20 protein-coding genes are annotated in these 21397 nt (G+C 64.0%); 4 read left to right on the top strand and 16 right to left on the bottom strand.

Annotated elements, in window-relative coordinates; all coding sequences use genetic code 11:
- Positions 1-24 precede the first annotated feature (24 nt).
- Genes VFA60_00930 through fabZ form a run of 4 tightly spaced genes read right to left on the bottom strand, consistent with a single transcriptional unit; the run spans position 25 to position 3276 of the window.
- Positions 25-1095: a Gfo/Idh/MocA family oxidoreductase gene (locus tag VFA60_00930; protein ID HZQ90339.1), complete on the bottom strand. Its 1071-nt coding sequence runs from the start codon at positions 1093-1095 to the stop codon at positions 25-27.
- Positions 1092-1952: a UDP-2,3-diacylglucosamine diphosphatase LpxI gene (lpxI, locus tag VFA60_00925; protein HZQ90338.1), complete on the bottom strand. Its 861-nt coding sequence runs from the start codon at positions 1950-1952 to the stop codon at positions 1092-1094. The genes VFA60_00930 and lpxI overlap by 4 nt, the downstream gene beginning before the upstream one ends.
- Entirely contained in the window at positions 1949-2749 is an 801-nt protein-coding gene (gene lpxA, locus VFA60_00920; protein ID HZQ90337.1) for an acyl-ACP--UDP-N-acetylglucosamine O-acyltransferase, read from the bottom strand. Before lpxA ends, lpxI begins: the two co-directional genes overlap by 4 nt.
- The gene (fabZ, locus tag VFA60_00915; GenBank protein ID HZQ90336.1) at positions 2746-3276 is read right to left on the bottom strand and encodes a 3-hydroxyacyl-ACP dehydratase FabZ; all 531 of its coding nucleotides are present in this window, start codon (positions 3274-3276) and stop codon (positions 2746-2748) included. The genes lpxA and fabZ overlap by 4 nt, the downstream gene beginning before the upstream one ends.
- A 92-nt stretch (positions 3277-3368) precedes the next feature.
- Here fabZ and VFA60_00910 point away from each other — a divergent pair, with 92 nt between their 5' ends.
- Entirely contained in the window at positions 3369-4505 is a 1137-nt protein-coding gene (locus VFA60_00910) for a M20 family metallopeptidase (GenBank protein ID HZQ90335.1), read from the top strand.
- A gap of 76 nt (positions 4506-4581) precedes the next feature.
- Positions 4582-4746, top strand: a complete 165-nt coding sequence (gene tatA, locus VFA60_00905) for a twin-arginine translocase TatA/TatE family subunit (protein HZQ90334.1) — start codon at positions 4582-4584, stop codon at positions 4744-4746.
- Between the two features lie 40 nt (positions 4747-4786).
- Here tatA and VFA60_00900 read toward each other — a convergent pair whose 3' ends face one another.
- On the bottom strand, positions 4787-5344 hold the full coding sequence (locus VFA60_00900) for a Maf family protein (protein HZQ90333.1): 558 nt from the start codon (positions 5342-5344) through the stop codon (positions 4787-4789).
- A gap of 75 nt (positions 5345-5419) precedes the next feature.
- On the opposite strand from VFA60_00900, the gene treZ reads away from it, so the two are divergent.
- Positions 5420-7207, top strand: coding sequence for a malto-oligosyltrehalose trehalohydrolase (gene treZ / locus VFA60_00895; protein ID HZQ90332.1), 1788 nt, complete (start codon positions 5420-5422; stop codon positions 7205-7207).
- Here the strand turns inward: treZ and VFA60_00890 are convergent.
- The gene (locus VFA60_00890) at positions 7173-7682 is read right to left on the bottom strand and encodes a GAF domain-containing protein (GenBank protein ID HZQ90331.1); all 510 of its coding nucleotides are present in this window, start codon (positions 7680-7682) and stop codon (positions 7173-7175) included. The genes treZ and VFA60_00890 overlap by 35 nt on opposite strands.
- Positions 7683-7874: 192 nt before the next feature.
- On the opposite strand from VFA60_00890, the gene lepA reads away from it, so the two are divergent.
- Entirely contained in the window at positions 7875-9680 is a 1806-nt protein-coding gene (gene lepA, locus VFA60_00885) for a translation elongation factor 4 (GenBank protein HZQ90330.1), read from the top strand.
- 247 nt (positions 9681-9927) lie between these two features.
- On the opposite strand, the gene VFA60_00880 is transcribed toward lepA, so the two are convergent.
- The 10 genes from VFA60_00880 to rpsB form a co-directional block, all read right to left on the bottom strand.
- The gene (locus VFA60_00880) at positions 9928-10659 is read right to left on the bottom strand and encodes an energy transducer TonB (GenBank protein ID HZQ90329.1); all 732 of its coding nucleotides are present in this window, start codon (positions 10657-10659) and stop codon (positions 9928-9930) included.
- Positions 10660-10774: 115 nt separating this feature from the next.
- A complete protein-coding gene (locus tag VFA60_00875) occupies positions 10775-11497 on the bottom strand; it encodes an OmpH family outer membrane protein (GenBank protein ID HZQ90328.1) in 723 nt (240 codons plus the stop codon).
- A 150-nt stretch (positions 11498-11647) separates the two neighbouring features.
- Positions 11648-14509: an outer membrane protein assembly factor BamA gene (gene bamA, locus VFA60_00870; GenBank protein HZQ90327.1), complete on the bottom strand. Its 2862-nt coding sequence runs from the start codon at positions 14507-14509 to the stop codon at positions 11648-11650.
- A 256-nt stretch (positions 14510-14765) separates the two neighbouring features.
- Positions 14766-16886 (bottom strand): molybdopterin-dependent oxidoreductase, encoded by a 2121-nt coding sequence (locus tag VFA60_00865; protein HZQ90326.1) that lies wholly within the window; start codon positions 16884-16886, stop codon positions 14766-14768.
- Positions 16887-17178: 292 nt separating this feature from the next.
- The gene (gene frr, locus VFA60_00860) at positions 17179-17760 is read right to left on the bottom strand and encodes a ribosome recycling factor (GenBank protein HZQ90325.1); all 582 of its coding nucleotides are present in this window, start codon (positions 17758-17760) and stop codon (positions 17179-17181) included.
- A 111-nt stretch (positions 17761-17871) separates the two neighbouring features.
- A complete protein-coding gene (gene pyrH, locus VFA60_00855) occupies positions 17872-18585 on the bottom strand; it encodes a UMP kinase (GenBank protein HZQ90324.1) in 714 nt (237 codons plus the stop codon).
- A gap of 87 nt (positions 18586-18672) precedes the next feature.
- A complete protein-coding gene (locus VFA60_00850) occupies positions 18673-18951 on the bottom strand; it encodes a hypothetical protein (protein ID HZQ90323.1) in 279 nt (92 codons plus the stop codon).
- 14 nt (positions 18952-18965) lie between these two features.
- Positions 18966-19454 (bottom strand): hypothetical protein, encoded by a 489-nt coding sequence (locus tag VFA60_00845; GenBank protein HZQ90322.1) that lies wholly within the window; start codon positions 19452-19454, stop codon positions 18966-18968.
- Positions 19455-19593: 139 nt separating this feature from the next.
- Positions 19594-20262, bottom strand: coding sequence for a translation elongation factor Ts (gene tsf / locus VFA60_00840; protein ID HZQ90321.1), 669 nt, complete (start codon positions 20260-20262; stop codon positions 19594-19596).
- 172 nt (positions 20263-20434) lie between these two features.
- Entirely contained in the window at positions 20435-21337 is a 903-nt protein-coding gene (gene rpsB / locus VFA60_00835; GenBank protein HZQ90320.1) for a 30S ribosomal protein S2, read from the bottom strand.
- Positions 21338-21397 lie beyond the last annotated feature (60 nt).

Raw genomic sequence — 21397 nt, 5'->3', positions numbered from 1 at the left:
TAGACGCATGGGTAGCGGCCGAGATTACCCTTGAGGCCTTGCCATGGCGGCCAGGTTGGCGCGGCCGGAGTGCTCGGCAATCTGCGCCAGGATCTGGAAGGCGACGTCGAGGGCGCGACGGCCGTCTTCGAGGGTGACGGCGGGCGGGCGGTGCGCGCGTACCGCTTCCAGGAAGGACCGCAACTCGGCGTGCAGCGGCTCCTCGCTGGCGATCGCCGGGCGCGAGGGAGTGATGCGCATTCCGGCGGGCAGCGGCATGGGCGGAAACTGCGCGGCGGCAGCCGGAGGCGGGTCGCCGGGTTTGGCTGCTTCGACCGACAGGGCGAAGACGTCCTGCCGCGAGTAGTCGAGTGAAACGTACTGGTGCGGCTGGAACAGCCGCAACTTGCGCACGCGCTCGGTGCTCACACGGCTGGCGGTGAAGTTCGCCACGCATCCGGACTCGAACTCCAGGCGCGCGTTCGCAATGTCCACCTTCGAGGAAAGGATCGGAATCCCGACCGCGCGGACTTCGCGCAAAGGCGAATGCACGAGCGAGAGGACGATGTCGAGATCGTGGATCATAAGGTCCAGGACCACGTCGACGTCGAGCGCGCGCGGCGAAAACACACTGAGCCGGTGCACCTCGAAGAACATCGGCGTGTGCACCAGCGGGATGGCGGCCTGCACCGCAGGATTGAAGCGCTCGAGGTGCCCGACCTGCGCGATGCGTTTTGTACGGGCGGCGAGCGCGATGAGCGAGTCGGCTTCGGCGAGCGTGGAAGCCAACGGCTTTTCGACGAGCACGTCCACGCCGGCGTTCATCAGTTCGATAGCGGTGGCGTGGTGGTCTAGGGTCGGGACGGCAACCGAGGCCGCGGCAATCTGAGCATTCGAGGCGAGCAGGTGGGCAACGCTGGCGAACACCGGGACGGGTGCGTCGGCACCGAGCTGCTCGACGAGGGCGGTGGCCTTGGCGCGATCGCGATCTACGAGCGCGGCCAGCCGCACCGGTTCGCCCGCCTGCTCCAGCTCGCGGTACACGCGCGCATGGTTGCGTCCGAAGGCGCCCACGCCGACCACAGCAACGCGCAACGGGTTGGAGTCGTTGCTCATGCTTGCGGAGTCGCGTCGGCAGTGATGGCGATACCGGCGGCGTCGGCGGCGGCGATGACGGCGTCGCCGTCGAGCAGAAGCGTTTTGCCCGCGTCGAGCGCGAGGCAAACGGCGCCGGCCTCGCGCATGGCGGTGATGGTCCCAGCGCCGACGACCGGGACGTCGAAGCGCATGTCCTGGTTGGGCTTTGCCACTTTGACCACAATGAGCGCGCGCTCCAGCGTGGATGCGGCGCCGCCGAGCGCGGCCATGATCTCGCCGGCGCGGCGAATGGTCGCGTCGGTGCCTTCCATGGCTTCGACGGCGACGCAGGCGGAGCCGGCCACGACCACGGTCTGGCCAATGTCGAAGCGGGCCAGGTGGCGCGCCACGCCGCGGCCGTAAGCGATGCTGTGCTGCTCCTGCTCGCTCGGAGAGCGGCGAGTGAGTACGCCGGGGCGCGCCAGCAGCGGCTCCAGAAACGCGGTGGAGTCGAGCAGCGTAATGCCTTCCCCGGCGAGGACGCTGGCGACCGCGCCGATCAGCGCGTCGGTGTTGCGCGTGCGCAGGGAGAGCAGCAGCTTGGCCAGGCGCCAGTCGGGTTTGATGCTGGAAAAAATCTGCTTGTGCTTCACCTGGCCGGCCATGACGGCCTGGTGAACACCCTCGCGCTGGAACGTCTCGATCAGACGCGAGAGTTCACCGAGGGACATCCAGTGAACCGATGAAGCCCCGCGCGACTCGATCTCGGGAAACGTTTCTTCCTTGATCGCGGCGACAACCACATCGTAGCCGCGGCTGCGGGCGGCGTCCACCACGAGCAGAGGAAAGCTGCCGTTGCCGGCGATCACGCCCAGGCGCTGGCGCAGCTCGCTCACTTGATGATCCCGCGCTCGGAGGTCTCGATGAAGCGCAGCAGCCTGGCAACGTCGTCGCCGGCATCGGGCCCAGACTTGAGCTTCTCGAGGGCGTCGGCGATGTTGAGCTTCGAGTTGAGCAGCACGCGGAAGGCGTGGCGGATCTTCTTCACGCGATCGGCGGAAAACCCACGGCGTTCCAGGCCAACGGTGTTCACGCCATAGGCGCGGTTGTTCCGCGAGGCGCTGGTGAGAGAGAACGGCAGCACGTCCTGCGTGATCACCGTGCCGCCGCCGATGTAGGCGTGCGCGCCAATGCGCACGAACTGGTGGACCGGGCAGAGCGCGCCGACCGTGGCCCAGTCTTCGACCGTCACGTGGCCGGCGAGCGTGGCGCCGTTGGCCATGATCACGTGGTCGCCGATCGTGCAATCGTGCGCGATGTGCGTGTACGCCATGATGAGGCAATGGCTGCCCACGCGCGTAATGCCGCCTCCGCCCACTGTGCCGCGATGAATGGTGACGAACTCGCGAATGGTGTTGTGGCCGCCGATCTCGAGCCATGTTTTTTCGCCGGCAAATTTCAGGTCCTGCGGCTCGAGGCCTACGGAGGCAAAGGGAAAGATGCGGTTGTGGCTGCCCAGGCGCGTCGGGCCATCGAGCACGACGTGAGAGATCAGCTCGCAGTGCTCGCCCATCTCGACAGCGGCGCCGACCGTGCAGTACGGCCCGATGCGGCATGACTCCGGGACTTTCGCCGACGGATCGACGACGGCGGTGGGGTGAATGTGCACAGACTGTCCGGCGACCGCGCTCATGACGATAGCGATTCCTGCGTGGACGAGCCGCGCCGGCCCTCGGCGCGGGCGCGGTCCACCAGTTGAGAAGTGATGATCGCCTCAGCCGCGAGCTTTTCGCCGACGAAAGCCTGCCCTTGCAGGCGCACTGCCGTGGTGCGCCAGGCCAGAACCTCCATGACCAGGCGCAGCTGATCGCCGGGCAATACCGGCCTCCGGAAGCGCGCCTTCTCGATTCCGGTGAAGACCATCAGCTTCTCGTCGCGATCGGGAACTTCGGTGAGCAGTAGCGCGCCGCCGGCCTGCGCCATTGCCTCCACGATGAGCACGCCGGGCATGATGGGGAAGCCGGGGAAGTGTCCCGCGAAGAAGGGCTCGTTGATGGTGACGTTTTTGATGGCCACGATGCGCTGCCGGCGCTCGATTTCGAGCACGCGATCGATCAGCAGCATGGGGTAGCGGTGCGGCAGGATGCGCTGGATGGCCGCGTTGTCGAGGATGGCTTCGGCGCCGGCCACGGGCGGCGTTGCTTCGGTGGTTTGGCTCATGCTGATATCTTCACAGGAATCGTGGCAATTATAGTAGATGCCGCCACACCCCGACCCACACCATGACCGCGCACAGCCAGCGTTCCACTCGAATGCCCGAATTACGCGAGTACTTCGATCGCCGCCAGCCGGAGATGATCGCCACTATCCAGCAGCTGGTGGAGATGGAATCTCCCAGCAGCGACAAGGCCGCCGTCGACCGGCTGGGCCGCGTGCTGGCGGAGAAGTTCAAGGCGATTGGCGGCGAAGTGAAGTTTCACTCCGCCTCGCAGTACGGAGATCATCTTCAGGTGGACTTCGGCGGTCGCGCGAAGGCGAAGCCTATCATGCTGCTCGGTCACCACGACACGGTGTGGGACACCGGCACACTGGTGAGAATGCCGTGGCGGAACGACTCCGGCCGGCTGTGGGGACCGGGCGTGCTCGACATGAAGACCGGTATCGTGATGATGATGTACGCCATCTCAGGGCTGCAGGAGCTGGGTGGCGCGCTGCCGCGGCCGGTCTCCGTGTTGCTGAATACGGACGAAGAAGTGGGGAGCGAATCGTCGCGGCCGATCACCGAGGCGCTGGCCAAGAAGTCGGCTGCCGTGCTGGTGCTGGAGCCGGCGCAGGGCGCGGCCGTCAAGACCGCGCGCAAGGGCGTGGGCGACTACACGATAAAAGTTACGGGCCGCGCGTCGCATTCGGGTGTGGACTTCGAAAAAGGGCAGAGCGCGATCCTCGAGCTGGCGCGCCAGGTGCTCGCGGTTGCGCGCTTCACCGATGTGAAGCGCGGCATGACGGTGAACCCGGGAGTGATTCGCGGCGGCACGCGCACCAACGTGGTCGCGGCGGAGGCGAGCGTGGACGTTGACGTCCGCATTGCCCGACTCGCCGACGGTCCGGTGCTCGAGCGCAAGTTCCGCTCGCTCAAGCCCAGGAACAAGCATTGCAAGCTCGAGGTCACGGGCGGCCTGAATCGTCCGCCGATGGAGCGCAGCAAGGGAGTGATTGCGCTTTACCGCCAGGCACGGGAACTCGCCGGTGAGATCGGGTGGAAGCTCGACGAGGCCGCCACCGGGGGTGGCTCCGACGGCAACTTCACTGCGGCGCTGGGGTTACCGACACTGGACGGACTGGGCGGCGTGGGTGAAGGCGCCCATGCACTGAACGAATCGGTCTTGATTGATGAAATCCCGCGCCGGACGGCGCTGCTGGCTGCCCTGATCGAAGCCATTGCGCCGTAAGGCGCTGGTTGCTTTGACTCGGGCTGGCGGAGCGCCTAGAATCCTATTCTCAGCTCCCCCTGCAGATGGAGGAAGTATGCTTGGCAAACTAGGGGTCCCGGAACTACTGGTCATCTTCGCGATTGCGCTGCTGATTTTTGGGCCAGGAAAGGTTGCTGACCTGGGCAAGGGCCTCGGCGAAGGCATCAAGAACTTCAAGAGCGCCATGAAGGACGGCGAAGCCGAGCCGGAAAAGAAGTAGATCGCCTGTTCGCGCGTCGGCCGGGCGCCGGCGCGCCCGCCTAACGCAGCGCCAACTCCCGCATCAATCCCCAGACCCGCGCCACTGGCAGTCCCACCACGTTGCAGTAGTCTCCGTCGATGCGGCTCACCCATCGCGAAGCCATGCCCTGGATGGCGTAGGCGCCGGCCTTGTCCATGGGCTCGCCGGTGGCGACGTAAGCGCGAATCTCGTCCTCGGAGATTTCGCTCATCACAACTTCGGTGGTCTCGTCCTCCAGCAGCTCGGTATCGCCGCCGATGAGGCATATCCCGGTTGTGACCTGGTGCGTCCGGCCAGAGAGCTGGCGCAACATCTGCATGGCGTCGTCCTGGTCGCGCGGCTTGCCAAGGACGCAATCGCCCACGGTCACGATGGTATCGGCGCCGAGAACGGTAGCGCCTTGCTCGCGCGCGAACACCCAGTGCGCCTTCGCTTCCGCCATGCGGCGCGCGAAGTGGATGGGCAACTCGCCGGGGTGAAGCTCTTCCACGACTTCGGGAGGGCACACGCGGAACTCGATGCGCGCGTTGCGAAGCAGTTCGGCTCGGCGCGGAGAGGAAGAAGCAAGAATGAGCATGAAAGATTCCAGATTTCGTCGGGCGCATGCGCCGCAGCAGGCATCTTAGAGTAGGCAGTCTTGCGGCTCAAATCGTTGAGGATCCAAGCCCGTACCGCCACCTTTGGCGCGATCACGTCCGGCAGCCGAACCGAGGTCCGCGTGTGGGCGCCGGCGGCGCGCGAGCTTGTGGTGCGCCTGTTGGACAAGCCCGGCGCCGGCGACGGCTACCGCGAGTTTCCTCTGAAACGCCAGGCGGGCGACGTGTTTACCGCGCTGCTGGAGGCCGGCCCCGGCGGCCGCTATTTTTACCGCGTGAACGGCGGCAAACCGGTGCCCGATCCCGTCTCGCGCCTGCTGCCGGAAGGAGTCCACGGGCCCACCGAGATTGTTGATCCCAACGCGTTTCGCTGGACTGACGATGCCTGGCGAGGGTTGCGACCGGAGGACTACGTCCTTTACGAGCTGCACGTGGGCACGTTCTCGCGCGAAGGCACTTTCGACGGCATCCTCCAGCGGCTCGAATATCTGCGTGACGTCGGCGTTACGGTTATCGAATTGATGCCGGTCGCGGCGTTCCCCGGAACGCGCAATTGGGGATACGACGGTGTGGCCTGGTACGCGGTGCAGGCGAGCTACGGCGGGCCCGAGGGCTTGAAGACGCTGGTGAATGCAGCGCACGCTGCCGGCCTGGCCGTTGTGCTCGACGTGGTTTACAACCACCTCGGCAACGAGGGCAACTACCTGCCGATGTTCGGTCCGTATCTGACCGGCCGCTATCCTACGCCTTGGGGGAACGCCATCAACTACGACGGGCCCGGATCGCAAGGCGTGCGGCGCTACGTGATCGAGAACGCGCTCTACTGGATCGCGGAGTATCACCTCGACGGCCTGCGGCTCGACGCCGTGCAGACGATGCACGACGCGTCGCAACCGCACATTCTCGCGGAAATCGGTGAAAACGTGCAGGAACTGGCGCGCGAACTGGGGCGGACGGTGTGCGTGATCGCCGAAACCGACGAAAACGATGGGCGCATCGTGCGTCCGGCGAGGCGCGGCGGCTACGGACTGGATGCGCTCTGGAGCGACGACTTTCACCACGCGGTACACGCTTACTTCACCGGAGAACGGCGGGGCTACTACCAGGACTTCGGGCGTCCGGAGCAGATCGCCCGCGCTCTCGAGCAGGGGTTCGTCTATCAAGGAGAGTACTTCCAGTTCTGGGAGCGGCCGCGCGGGACACCGGCGCGCGACATGCGCCTGCCGCAGCACGTGATCTGCATACAGAACCATGACCAGGTGGGCAATCGAGCGCTGGGCGAGCGGCTGCACCACCTTGTCCCGCGCGGGGTGCGCAGACTGATGGCCGCGCTCCTGCTGCTCGCGCCGGAAACGCCGCTGCTCTTCATGGGACAGGAGTACGACGAGGCTGCGCCGTTCCTTTTCTTCACCGACTTCAGCGATCCCGAGCTGCAGCGCGCGGTGGGCGACGGCCGGCGCCGGGAATTCCGCGAATTCAACTGGGACGAGGTGCCCGATCCGCAGGACCCGCAGACCTTCGAGCTCTCGAAGCTCAACTGGGACCTGGCGCTGCACGGTCACAACGCCATGTTGAAGTGGCATCGCGACGTGCTCGACCTGCGTCGGCGCGTGGTGCTGCCTGCCGAGCGAACGTGCCGCGCACGCATCGTGAACGAAATGCTCTTCCTCGACGTGGCGGCGGTGAGGCCTGTGCTGCGGGTAACGGCATCACTTGCGCCAGGCGCAGATGCTCCCGGCGAGCCCGGTTGGGAAGAAGCGCTGGCTTCGGAGGAGGATGGGTACGCGGTGCGAATCTTTCTCGCTGCGGCTAGCGAGTCGTCGCCGTCTTCTGCGGCGCCTTAGATTCCGCTTCCAGCGCTTTGCCGACCAACCCCGCGCAGTATTCGACGAATTCGCGGTCGTCGTCTTTGAATGCGGCGGGGAAATGGCTGTCGATGTCGAGCTCGCCCACGACTTTTCCGCCGACGAAAACCGGAACGACGATTTCCGACTTGGTTTCGATGGAGCAGGCCAGGTAGCGCGGGTCGCTGTTTACGTCGTCGACGACGATGGTCCTGCCGCTCGACGCGGCGGCGCCGCAGATGCCCTGGTTCAGCTGGATGCGCGTGTGCGGCGTCATGCTGCCGGCGAACGGGCCGAGAACCAGCGTGTCACCGCCGGCGCCGCCTTCCAGCATGTAGAAGCCGACCCAGTTGTATTTGAGCAGGCGCTCGTGGAGCAGATGGCAGATCTTGCGCATCAAGTCGTCGGCAGAAAGGGAAGCCGCGGGCAGCTTCTCCGCCAGGGGACGAACAACGTCGAGGGCTCGCTCAGGCATTTTCTAACCTCTCTCGACAAGCATAGGTTGCTTCGCGGGCGCGGCGCAATCCGCACGCGGCACGGAAGTAACCCTGCCGCCTGTTAGAATCAAGTATTCACCGCCGAGCCGCCGATTTCACCGGGAATCTGCAAGGCAAAGAGGCCCCGCGAACTCTGCGCGTCAGCGGTGAGCAGGTCTGACCCCGCCGCGATGGACATCACCCACATCCGCAATTTCGCCATCATCGCCCACATCGATCATGGCAAAAGCACGCTCGCGGACCGCCTGCTGGAGCTGACCGGAGCGCTTACCGCGCGCGAGATGCAGGCCCAAGTGCTTGACGCGATGGACCTGGAGCGCGAGCGCGGCATCACCATCAAGGCGCATGCCGTGCGCATGAACTACACCGCGCGCGACGGCCAGACCTACCAGCTCAACCTGCTCGATACCCCAGGCCACGTGGACTTCAGCTACGAAGTGTCGCGCTCGCTCGCCTCGTGCGAGGGCGCGCTGCTGCTGGTGGACGCCTCGCAAGGCGTGGAAGCGCAGACGCTGGCGAACTCGTATCTGGCGATCAATCACGGACTGGAAATCATTCCCGTTATCAACAAGATTGACCTGCCCAGCGCCGACATTCAGCGGACGAAAGACATGATCGAGGGCGCCGTCGGCCTTGACGCGTCGAACGCGCTGCCGGTGAGCGCGAAGACCGGCGACGGGGTGCCGGAGGTGCTGGAGGCGATCGTAAGACGCATTCCGCATCCGAAGGGTTCGGCGAAGCTGCCGCTCCAAGCGCTGATTTTCGACTCGTGGTTTGATTCCTACCGTGGCGTCGTGGTGCTGGCGCGAATCTTCCAGGGCACGATGCGGCGCGGACAGCACATTCGCCTATGGTCGAACGGCCACGTGGCCGAAGTTGAGACGCTGGGCGTCCTCACGCCCAAGCCAGTGGAAGTGGACGAACTGAAGGCCGGTGAAGTCGGCTTTTTCATGGCCAATCTCAAGAATGTGGCCGACACAAAGATAGGCGACACCATCACCGACGACGCTCGGCCCGCCATCGAACCGCTGCCGGGCTTTGAGGACATCAAGCCGATGGTCTTCGCCGGCCTCTACACAGTGGACGCGCACGAGCACACCCTGCTGCGCGAGGCTTTGGAGAAGCTGCGGCTGAACGATTCGTCGTTCTTCTTCGAGCCGGAGAGTTCGGCAGCGCTGGGCTTCGGATTCCGTTGCGGGTTCCTCGGGCTGCTCCACATGGAGATCATCCAAGAGCGGCTGGAGCGCGAGTTTAACCTCGACCTGATCACCACGGCGCCTGGCGTGCGCTACATCATCACCAGGACCGACGGCACGAAGGTTGAAGTGGACAATCCCTCGCGCTGGCTGCCGCAGAGCGAAATCGCCAAGGTGGAAGAGCCCATTATCATGGCGACGATCCTCACGAACGAGGAGTACGTGGGCAGCATCCTGAAACTGGTCGAAGAGAAGCGCGGCAAGCAGAAGAATTTCGAGTACGTCACTTCCACGCGCGTCATGCTCACCTACGAGTTGCCGCTGAACGAGATCGTGCTCGACTTCTACGACCGGCTGAAGTCGGTTTCGCGCGGCTACGCTTCGCTGGACTATCACCTGTCGGGCTGGTGGGAGTCGCCGATGGTGAAGCTCGATATTCTCGTGGCCGGCGATCCGGTGGACGCTCTCTCCATCATCGTGCATCGCGAATCGGCGTACGAGCGCGGGCGCGCGCTGGCGGCGAAGATGAAGGAACTGATCCCGCGGCAGATGTTCGAGGTCGCCATCCAGGCGGCGATCGGCGGCAAGGTGATCGCGCGCGAAACCGTTCCGGCCATGCGCAAGAACGTGCTCGCCAAGTGCTACGGCGGCGACATCACGCGCAAGCGCAAACTGCTGGAAAAGCAGAAAGAAGGCAAGCGCCGGATGAAGCGCATCGGGCGGGTGGACATCCCGCAGGAGGCGTTCCTGGCGGTGCTGCGTGTGACGGAAGGGCAATAAATTCATAGCGGTGTGGGCCGCCATGTGTGCAAAACGTAGGAGCGCGCTTTCGGGCCAGTTACGAAGTAAATAACTTGGCCGTGCCGGCTTGTTGCTTTCAATAAAAACTCTGCCGAATCAACAGCTTGTCTGCATCCCCGTCATTAACATGGCATTTATATAGCCGCCTAGGGAGAGTAGGCGCAGCAGCCCTCTCGGCACATCTTCCACAATCTTATCCACAAGCGTTCGGAAAAAAGTACCACCCTCAGTGTTCCATCCGGAACACGACGGTGATCTGGGTTTCCACCTCCACCGGCGCGCCGTTCAGGAAGTACGGCCGATAGCGCCACTGGCGTACGGCGTCGAGCGCCGCCTGTGCCAGCCAGGGGTGTCCGGAGACGACGTGCAGGCGCGCGATGGAGCCGTCGCGCGCGATGACGGCGTTCAGAATTACGTCGCCCTCGACGTGCGCAGCCACAGCGATGCGCGGATATTGGGGTATAGGCTGGCTGAGCGCATTTGCAGGCTCGGGATTGGAGACAACTATCCGATCGCCGAGAGACTCTCGCGGCGGCGCCGGGAGCGGTGGAGCGGCCGCGTCGCCGAAAATGCTGCTCGGGACGCCGCCAGCGCCGGGAATGCCCGAGCTGCCCGAGCCGACGAATGCTCCAGGGGGCGGCGCTTCGACGTCAGGCCCGGTGGCGATGCGCGGCGGAATTCTCCCGGGCGCATGGATGTTTGTGTCGGTGAACTGAGTGAGAGAGGAAGTGTGTGAAGGCTGTGTCGCGCCCGAGGCCGGTGGGCGCGGCTCGTACGATCCGGCGAGCGGGACGTGCAGCAACGGTGACGCGAGCCGCATAGGTGGCAGGCCTGACGTGTACAGCAGCGGCGCGATAACCAGCACGCTCACCGCGGCCAGCTCCGCCCCGTAAGAGATGAGCGTTGTCCAGCGGCGCGCTGTGGATGGGTGAGTGTGGAGGAGAGAATCGGCGAACATCACGGCGGCACCTCCATTCGCATGGATTGACACCGGAGCGACGAAGTCGGCGCCTGCGCGCAAAAGAAAACGACCGTCTAAAGCGGGCGGCCGTCGTGAATCCCCCGATTTTTTCTTACTTCTTGGGAGGCGGATTTGTTGCCGGCGGTGTCGTCGTTGCCGGACGAACCGGAGCCGTTCCCGTCCCGGCGGGGCGCGCCGCCGGCGCTGCCGGACGAGTCGCCGAAGGCGCCGCGGCCGGAGGCGCGGGCACGCCAGACTGCACGTTGTATGCGTTCACCACCGCGTTGGTCACGTCCACCGAATCAACGTTGGCCCACAGCACCGGGCTCTGGGGAGTGCTGACGTCAAGAATGAGGCCGTAGCCGTTTTCCTTCGCGAACTTGTCGAGCGTGGTCATCAGCTTCTGGCCGATGCGGTTGGCCAGGTCGTTCTGCTCGGCCTGCGCGTCAGACTGGAACGACTCGGCATTCTGCTGAAGCTTGCGCTGGCGCGATTCGATCTGCTTGACGAGCGAGTTCTTGGCGTCGTCATTCATCTTGTCGCCCTGGGTGTTGAGCTGCTTCTTGAGCTCGTCGATCTCGTTGTTTTCCTTCTGCAGTTCGGCCTGGCGGGGCTCGTACTTCTTGGCCAGCGCTTCGAAGTCCCGGCGGCCTTCATTGCTCGCCAGGATGGCCTGCTGAATATTGATGATTCCGACCTTGCTGGACCCGCTGGGGGCGACGGGGGGCGCGGAGGCCGCGCCACCGGGACTGGTGGCGGCTGCGCCCTGCGCCAGCGCGGTCACGGAGAGCGCGACAATGGCGCACAGAGAAAATGCGGTGAGCGTGCGTTTCATTCTTGTGTGGACTCCTTCGGAACGGATGCCGAAATTCCTGAAATACTTCTCGAGCCGGGGCGCGCGGCCCTGCGGACGACGGAAAAGTTCAGGGTAGCGGTACCTGCATTATAGGTTCGTGCCGAGTACACCGTCAAACTCCTGCCGGCCTCAGAACGTAGTGCTGACCGTGAAGCGGAACGTCTTCAGCGGTTCCTTCAGCCGGTAGTTCGGGGCCCATGTTGCCAGCGCCTGGTGATAGGTGAAGTCGCCGGCGCCGCCGGCCGGGAACATGCTGCGCGTGATCTCGCTCGGCGTGGTCGTGAGCGTGTCCAGGCGCAGCGGGTTGTATGCCCAGTACAAGCGGAAGGGCGCGTTGATCACCGGCATCAGCACCTGCAATTCCACACCGGTCGACATGCGAGGCCGATAGTTCGTCCCGGAAATCGGCTTCAGCTCCGAGCCAAAGGTGAAGCTGCTCGTCCCAACGCAGTTGAAGGTGGCGTCGAACGTGGGGCATCCGAACGGGCTGGTATTCAGCGTGTTCAGCTGGTCTTCGTTCACGCGCAACTGCGAGGAGCGCGTAATAAAGTTCAATCCGAGGTCGGTGAAGATGGCCAGGTTCACCGGGCCGGCGATCGGGATGCGATATTCCACGTTGCCGACGATGCTGGTGTCGCCGCCCGGGAAGACGATGCGATGCACCGGAATCGGGACGGTGACCGTGCCGCGGCGCGGGTTGGTCGGGTCCTTGAGCACGCCGGTGCACTGGGTGGCGGGATTGGTGGCGCATGGATCGTCGGGGTTGATGAGCGGGAAGTCGATCTTGTCGACGAGGAACGCGACCGGAGAGACGGAACGAATGTCGAAGCCGCGCAGATCGTTTTCACCGCCGAGGTAGAAGCGCTCGAACGGCGGCGCCACTTTGCCAGCGTAACCGGTGAGGAAGGCGCCCTGCACGTGGTAGCCGAGCACGTTGCGCCCTTCGCGATCGGGCTTGAAGAGGCGCAGCGGGATGAAATGCTTGAAGTCCACCACCGGCCGGATGGAGGCGACGTTGCCGCCAATGCCCGAGATGTCGGCCGAGAGGAACAGGCTCTTCCCGCTGTGCGGGTTGTAGCTGCGGTCAACGCTGTTGTAGGAGAACACCGGCAGCAGCTTGCTGGTGACCACGCCCTTGAGCGCGTTCGGGCCGGCGAAGTTGCGGAAGGCGAGCTGCTCGAACAGGTCGCGGCTCGCGTCGCTGAAGGTGGTGATGCTGGTGTTGTCGAGCGCGTAGGTGAGGCCCACTCGCTTGAGCGAGCGATGCAGCGGGTAGCTGGCGGAGACGGTGAAGCCGGTGCTCGACTGCGTGTAATTCTGCAGCGTGTTCAGGAACGACTGGGAAAAGTTCAGCCGCTGGCCGGCCAGGATGTTGAACTGCTGCGCCTGGTCGAAGTTGTAACGGCGCGTGTAGACCGTGAACCCGAGCTGCAGCGGGCGGTCGAACAGGTACGGCTCGGTGAAGCCGAAAAGCAAGTCGCGCTGGCGATTGCCGACGTCGGCTTGAATGGTGAGCGTTTCGCCGAGGCCGAGGAAGTTATTGGTCTGGTAGTTCAGGCCGATAAACGATCCGGCCAGACCGCTGACGCCGCCCGTTAAACCGATGCTGTTCTTGCCCTTCTCTTTTACCTTCAAGGTGAGGTCCACCGTGCCAGCCTGGTCGTTGCGCTTGGTTTCGGTGTCCTGGTCGGGCTTGAGCGCTTCGAAGTAGTTGAGCTGGTTCAGGCGCAGGACGCTGAACTCCCAGGCGCGGCTGTTGTAAACCTGGCCTTCTTCCAGCGCCAGCTCACGGCGGATCACCTTGTCGCGCGTGGTGGTGTTGCCCTTGAACTCGATGCGCCGCACCGAGTACTGCTTGCCCTCGTCAACATCGATTTCGAGGTTGATCAGCCGCTTGTCGTCGTCGATCTCGGTGTTGGGAACCGAAGTGAAGTTGATGTACCCGAGCTCGCCGTAGGCCTTGCGCAGGTTGTCGAGGCCCTTCGCGATGGCCGTGCGGTTGAAGACGTCGCCGTCTTTCAACTGGAAGAGCTTGCGCAGGCCCGCCGTGTTGGTGACGGCTTTGTTGTTCTTGAAGGTGATCTGGCCCAGGCGGAAGCGCTCGCCCTCTTCCACCGGCACGGTGATGTCCACCGCCTTGCCTTTGCCCCCGAACGGCCAGATGCGGAAGCCGCCGCCGGTGTCGCGGATCTTCGTGGTCGGCTCCTGCACCAGCGCCTTGAAGTAGCCGCGGTCCTGGTACGCCATGCGGACGCGCTCGGCGTCTTCGCTGAGCTTGGTGGCGTCGAAAGTCTTGTGGAAGAGGCTTTCCAGTACGATGGAGTGCGGTATGCCGATGGGGTGCGAGTTCTTCATTGCACGCACCAGGGTCTTCGATCCGACCTTTTTGTTGCCCTCAATCCTGATTTTGCCGACCTTGACCTTCGGACCTTCCTTCACCACGAAATTCACCCCGACCGCGGCCGGAGGAATTGGGTGGACTTCGGTGCGGATGGTGGCGAACTGGCGTCCGTGCTCGGCGAGCAGTTCGCGGATGGTGACCTCGGCGCGCTTCACCTTGGTCGGGTCGTACTGGTTTTCAACCGTGAGACCGACCTTGCGCTCCTTGAAGCGGTCGAGCACGTCGGACTGCGAGACCGAATTCAGACCGATGTACTTGATCTCGCGGATGGTCGGCTTTTCCTTGACATAGACGTTGAGGCGCACGCCCTTGGGGGTCTCTTCGCGCTCGAAGCGGATGTCTTCGAAGTATCCGGTGTTCCAGATGGAGGCGAAGTCGCGCTCCAGGGAAACCGGGTCGAAGACGTCGCCCGCCTTGGTGAACATGCGGGCGCGCACGGTCTCAGCCGGAATTCGCCGGTTGCCGATGATGCGGATGTCGGTGATCAGCTCTTCCCGCTGCTGCGGAGCGGCGGCGGCAGCCGGAGCGGCCGGCTTGGGGGCCGCTACCGCGAGAGTGGCCGAAAGCAGGATTGCGGCAAGGCACAGCACGAAGAGGCGCGCACGGGCCCTCCGCGAGCAAGGTGCCGGGGAGCCAAACTGGAATGCATTATTTTCCGTGCAGGACACCGCGCCCCCGCTTTCGGCGCGAGCGTCCCGGGCATGCAAGGCAGAAATGGGACAACCTCGTCTTGGACTCGCGGAAACCGGAATTATACGGGACTTCGTGCATGCTGGCCAATCAGGTGCGCACGTCAAAGACACGAATCCCCGCCCCAGAGAACGGCTGTGCAGGGGGTTCTTGCGTTCAGGCGCGTTCCACTTCCACCAGACAAGAGTAAAACGTGGCGCCGGCTCCGATGTCGGTCAGCTTCTCAGATGTGAGTACGTTGACGTTCTTGCCTTGCGGGTCGAGCTTGGCCCAGTTCAGCAGTGCCGCGACCACGCCCGCCTTCACGGCGCCATTCACTTTGGCTGTAAAGCGCAGTTCGCCGCGACGGTTGAACGCGCGCACCCGGTCACCGTCGCGAATGCCGCGCGCGGCCGCGTCGGCGGCGCTGAGCTCGAGCACACCGTTTTCTTCCATGGCCTGGATCGACGGCAGATTGCAGAAGGAAGTATTCAGGAAATTGTCGGCCTTGCGACCAAGCAGCTCCAGTGGAAATTCACGCGCGGCCGGGCTGTGACGCGACTCTTCCGGCGCAACGAACGACGCGACGGGATCGAGCCCCTCCGCATTGAGCGATTCGCTGTAAAGTTCCGCCTTGCCGCTCGCGGTGGCGAAGCCGCCGTTGGCGAACGGCAAAAAAAAGTTCTGATCCGTCGTCCCCCGCGTCTCCGCGCCTCCGCGGTTAGACGGGAGCGCAAGCCGCACGTGCCCTTCGCGCTCCAGCCGCGCGCGATCGATGCCCGCCAGCCACGGATCGCCGGTGCGCAGCGCCGCGTCCATCATCTCGTCCGCCGATTCGCGAAAGCACAGCTCGTCGAAGCCCATGCGCAATGCCATTGCGCGGAACAGGTCCACGTTCGACTTGCACTCGCCCAGCGGCTCCAGCGCCGCGTGTGACATTTGCAGGAAGTAGTGGCCGTAAGAAGCCTGCAGCTCCTTGTGCTCGAAGAAGGTGGTGGCGGGCAAGACGATGTCGGCGTAATCGGTCGTGTCGGTGAGGAACTGTTCGTGCACCACGGTGAACAGGTCGGGCCGCAGCAGGCCGCGCACGACTTTGTTGTGGTCGGGGGCGACCGCCGCCGGGTTGGAGTTGTACACGAACAGCGCCTTCACCGGCGGACCGCTGAGTTCGGTCAGCGCCGAGCCGAGCGCCGACATGTTGACCACGCGCGTGGCGCGGCCGGCCGGGCTCTTCTGCATCAGGTCAGGACGCTCCAGCGCGGCGCGGTCGAGCACGAAGCTGCCGCTGGTGGAGAGCTGCAAGCCGCCGCCGATTTCCTTCCACGAGCCGGTGACCACCGGCAGCATGGCGATGGCGCGCGCCGCCATGCCGCCATTCTCCGAGCGCTGCACGCCGTAGTTCATGCGAATGGAGGCTGGACGCGCCGTGGCGTACTCGCGCGCCAGCTTTACGATGTCGGCGGCGGCGATGCCGACCCACGTGGCAACGCGCTCCGGCGTGTACCCGCGCACGCGCTCGCGCAGTTCAGGGAAGCCATGCGCGTGTTTTTCCACGTAGTCGGCGTCGTGCAGACCTTCGCCGATGATCACGTGCATCATCGCCAACGCGAGCGCCACGTCGGTACCGGGATTGATGGCGATGTGCCAGTCGGCCACCCTCGCGGTGCGCGTCTTGTAGGGATCGATGACGATCAGCCGTCCGCCCGCCCGCCGCGCCTCTTCGACGAAGGGCCACAGGTGCACGTTGGCGCCGTGAATGTTCGCGCCCCAGGCGATGATGGTTTTCGAGTAGCGGAACTGCTCGGGCTCGGTGCCGAGCTTGCGTCCGTAAACCGAGAGCAGCGCGTCGCCGCCGGCGGTGGCGCAAATCGTCCGCGCCAGTTGCGACGCGCCCAGCCGGTGGAAGAAGCGGCGATCCATCGAAGCGTTGCCGAGAACGCCCAGCGTTCCACCGTAAGAGTAGGGAAGGATGGCTTCGGAGCCGAACTCATCGGAGACGGCCCGCAGTCTGGCGGTGATTTCGTCGAGGGCCGCATCCCAGGAGATTCTCTCGAAAGCGGCACTGGACGGTCCTTTTGGCGCCACACGTCGCAGCGGATACAGCACGCGATCCGGCGAGTACACGCGGTCCAGGTACTTTGCGACCTTGGCGCACAAGAAGCCGCGCGTCACCGGATGGGATGGGTCGCCTTGTATCTTGGTCGCCCGTTCGGCCCCGTTCACCTGCTCCACGGTGATTAGCACACCGCAGGCGTCAGGACAGTCGTGCGGGCATGCGGCGTGGACGACGCGCTTCATGCGTCCAAGTGTACCGCAGGCGGTGAACCGTGAGCGGCCGGCGTATCCTCTTCCCCCGAGCGCCGCGAATGGAATGTTCGATTGGCGACTGTGGACCGTCAGTGGTCTGCTGCTTGCCGCGCTGGCACGTCCTGAGCTGGAGTCCCGAGTCGCTGAGGCCTGGCATGGCTCGTTTTGAATTACTCCGAGATTGACTGAGTGGGTGGCAAAACAGGCACGACTGCTCAGTCTTACGAATCGAGTCGGATTCGTGGTTGACCTTGCCCGCCGTGTCGCCGAGACTGAAGCGCCTCTAACCCTGCATCAATTCTTTTTCCTTCGCCGCGCTCATCTCTTCCATCTTCTTGATCTCGGCGTCGGTGAGCTTCTGGATTTCCTCCAGCGCGCGGCGCTCTTCGTCTTCGCTGATCTTTTTGTCCTTCATGGTTTTCTTGATCAGGTCGTTGCCGTCACGGCGGATGTTGCGCACCGCAGTGCGATGCTCTTCGAGCACCTTGTGCAGGTGCTTGACCATCTCTTTGCGCCGCTCTTCGGTGAGTTGCGGCACCGGCACACGGATGATCTTGCCGTCGTTGCTTGGATTGAGGCCGAGGTCGGCGGAGCGGATGGCCTTCTCGATGGCCCCGAGCTGCGAGGGATCGTAGGGCTGCACGGTGATGAGCTGCGCGTCGGGCGCGTGCACCTGGCCGAGCTCGTTGAGCTTCATCTCGGTGCCGTAGGCTTCCACGCGGACGGTGTCGAGCATGTGGACGGAGGCGCGGCCGGTGCGGGTCGCGGTCATGGCCTGGCGGAAGTCTTCCACCGCTTTGTCCATGCGCGATTTGAGCTGCGAAAACGTATCTTTGAGCGCGGGAACGCTTGCTGACTGTGCCATAGGCTCCGCCTGATCGGGCTGTGAAACGCACGATTATAAAGCAGGTCGCGCAGCGGAGAGCCCCGCAAGCGAAGCTCAGCCGCGCAGGGCATTCGAGCGGTTCGAGAAGGCTCAGGCGCTGACCAGCGATCCCACTTTTTCGCCGGTAAGGACGCGCCTGATGTTTCCCGCACGGTTCAGGTTGAAGATGATGATGGGCAGGTTGTTCTCGCGGCAAAGCGAGATGGCGGTCGCGTCCATCACCTTGAGTCCGCGCTTGAGGAAGTCGAGATAGCTGATCTGGTCGAACATCTTGGCGTCTTTGACCAGGACCGGATCGGCGTCGTAAATGCCGTCAACCTTGGTCGCCTTCATGATGACGTCGGCCTTGATCTCCATGGCGCGGAGTGATGCAGCGGTGTCGGTGGAGAAGTACGGGCTGCCGGTGCCGGCGGCGAAGATGACGAAGCGGCCTTTTTCCAAGTGGCGCATGGCGCGGCGCCGGATGAAGGGCTCGGCGACCTGGTTCATCTCGATCGCCGACATCACGCGCGTGTAGACCCCGCGCTTCTCGAGCGCATCCTGAAGAGCGATGGCGTTAAGGACCGTTGCAAGCATGCCCATGTGGTCGGCGGAAACGCGGTCCATGTCGCGCGCCTGCTCGGCCACGCCACGGAAGAAGTTGCCGCCTCCGACCACGATGGCGACTTGCACGCCAAGTTCCTGCACCTGCTGCAACTCGCCGGCAATGGCATGAATGCGCGCCGGCTGCACCCCAAAGCCCTGCTCGCCGGCCAGCGCCTCGCCGGAGAGCTTGATGAGAACACGCTTAAAGACAGGAGGCATCAGTTTTCAGTATAGCCGATGCGAAAAAACAGTACCGAGTGGCGAGTATCGAGGAGAGTTCCCGGTACCCGGTGATTTGGTTTTCGATTATTTCCGCAGAACAGCGATGCGCTGGTTGATCAGCTCGGTGGCTTGCTTCTTGTCGTCAGCGCTGAGCATGGAGTCGTTGGCGATGAGTGTGAGCGGCTTCTGGTAGCTGGTATGGTGATGGTGTTGCGGAACGACGCAGACGGGCCGGGTGCTGTCGAGTGGCACGCCGGAGGTGAGGCCCACGGCGCAGACGCCGGGCAATACTTCACGTTCGCGCAAAATCGCCGCCGTTGCAGACTCGCCGATGCGCCGCACGCTGCCGGGAGCCCGGTGCAAGTCGTGCGAGTCGCCTAGAGCGCTTTAGCCAGAATGATGGCCAGCAGGATCCCCACCCCGATCCCGATAAGCAGGGTTTTCTCGCCGGTGGTCAGGTTGTTGACCGGCCGGGTGTGAATCGGCAGCAGGAAACCGGCAACACGCGCAACGCCGGCGCGGAAACCGCCGCCAATGCCGGCCTGCGTTCCGCTGACCAGGTTCATTCCCTGCAGGCGGGCGACCGTCGAGTAAGGGACGCGATGCTCGATGCCGGAGTCGTTGTCGGTGACGGTGAATGAATCGGCGCCGATCTCCGAAACGTAACCCTTGATCACGGCCCGGTTGTGGAGGCGGAGAGCAACGAGCGAGTATTCGCCGCTGCCGATGCGCTGCACGGCGGCAGCGACCTTGATCGCCTGACGAGTGGGCGGCGTGACGGTAGAGGTAACGGCGAAGGCGTCGGCTGCTAGAACGGTGTGAAACAGCAGGAGAGAGAGTCCCCAGGCGAAAGTGCGTTTCATCATTCAGTTTTCTCCGGAAAAAAGCTCGAGAAAGACTGAAGCGAAATCGGCTGATTTGGTTGCCGAGCTGCTGCGGAAATCGCTCAGAAATGTGAAACGGCGCAGCTTGCGCTGCGCCGTTGAATCACGTGTTGTCGGGCGGTTACTTCGCGGAGGCATCGCCGGCGTCGGCCTGCCTGGTCTGGGCGATGGTCCAGCCGGGCTCGCCGACTTTGAAGCGGGCGAAGCGGCGGACGCTGATGTTCTCGCCGAGCTTGCCGATCTTGGCGGCGATGAGCTGCGAGACCGAAACGGTCTGGTCCTTGATGAAAGGCTGTTCGTAGAGGCAGACCTCCTCGTAGAACTTGCTCATCTTGCCCTCCACGATCTTCTCGATGACGTTCGCCGGCTTGCCGGTCTGCGCAGCCTGGGAGCGGTAAATGTCTTTCTCGCGCTCGTAGGCCTCGGGCGTGACGTCTTCCTTGCGGATGAACTTGGGGTCGGACGCGGCGATGTGCATCGCGATGTCCTTCACCAGTTCCTTGAAATCGTCGGTGCGAGCGACGAAGTCGGACTCGCAGTTGACCTCAACGAGCACGCCGATCTTGCCGCCGGCATGGATGTAGCTCGAGACCGAGCCCTCGGTGGTGGCGCGGGCGGCCTTTTTGCCGGCAATCGCCATGCCGCGTTTGCGCAGCAGGATGATGGCCTGGTCCATGTCGCCACGAGCTTCGCTCAGGGCGTTCTTGCAGTCCATCATGGGTGCGCCGGTCTTGTCGCGTAGTTCGCGAACCTGGGCGGCGGAGACGGGGCTCTGTGTGGGATCGGGCATTCCTGCGGTTGTACCCATAAATTCTCAACTCGACCTTTCTGGTGTTGAGCGCCGGTTGGCGCTGGGGCCTCAACAGGGAGGCCGAACATAGGTTGACCCGCGCCGCGAAGCCCCGGGCGCGGGCCTGATAGCCATTAGATTCCGGCGCGTTGCGCGGAGATTCAGGCCTGGCTCAGTGCGTCTCGGCGTGGCGCGCTTCTGCCGGTTCGGGAGCGTTCTCAGCGGCTGCGGGGTGCTTGCGCACCGGCTCGCCGAGCACGTCGGCCATGCTGACGTCTTCGGAATCCGCAGCGTAGTCGCCGCTGCCCTCGCCTGAAATCTCTGTGCCGGGCTCGGTTGCGACATCGCCTGCTTCGGCGGCGGCGGAGAACTCCGCGGCCTGCTTGTCGGTCGCGCTCTGGGCGCCCTCGACGATGGAATCGGCAATCTTGGAGGCGAACAGGCGGATGGCGCGCAGGGCGTCATCGTTGCCGGGAATTACGTAATCCACCTCGCTCGGGTCGCAATTGGTGTCAACCACGGCGACGACCGGGATGCCGAGCTTGCGGGCCTCGCGCACGGCAATCTGCTCCTTGTTGGAGTCAATCACGAAGATGGCGTCGGGCAGACGGTTGAGCTGCTTGATGCCGGCGAGGTTGGCCTGGAGGTGCTTGCGCTCGCGCTCCAGCTTGATGACTTCCTTCTTGGGAAGGAGCTCGTAGCGGCCGTCGGTGGCCATGTCGTCGAGCTCTTTGAGGCGCTTGACCGACTTCTGGACGGTGACCCAGTTGGTGAGCAGGCCGCCGAGCCAGCGCTGGTTAACGTAGAACATGCCACAGCGCTGCGCTTCTTCGGCGATCGCGTCCTGTGCCTGGCGCTTGGTGCCCACGAAGAGGACGATGCGTCCTTCGGCGGCCAGGTCCTGCACGAACTTGGACGCTTCCTTGAACATCTTGAGCGTCTTCTGCAGGTCGATGATGTAAATGCCGTTGCGCTCGCCGAAGATGAACTCCTTCATCTTGGGATTCCAGCGCTTGGTCTGGTGCCCGAAGTGGACGCCCGCTTCGAGCAGCTCCTTCATGGTGATGTTAGCCAAACAACCTCCTCGATAGATTGCATCCGCTGCCGGCACGAGCGCGGCAGCAGATTATTTTCC

It is taken from the genome of Terriglobales bacterium (genome assembly GCA_035651995.1).
Classification (GTDB): domain Bacteria; phylum Acidobacteriota; class Terriglobia; order Terriglobales; family Acidobacteriaceae; genus DASRER01.
This window is presented reverse-complemented; position numbering and strand designations above follow the sequence as displayed.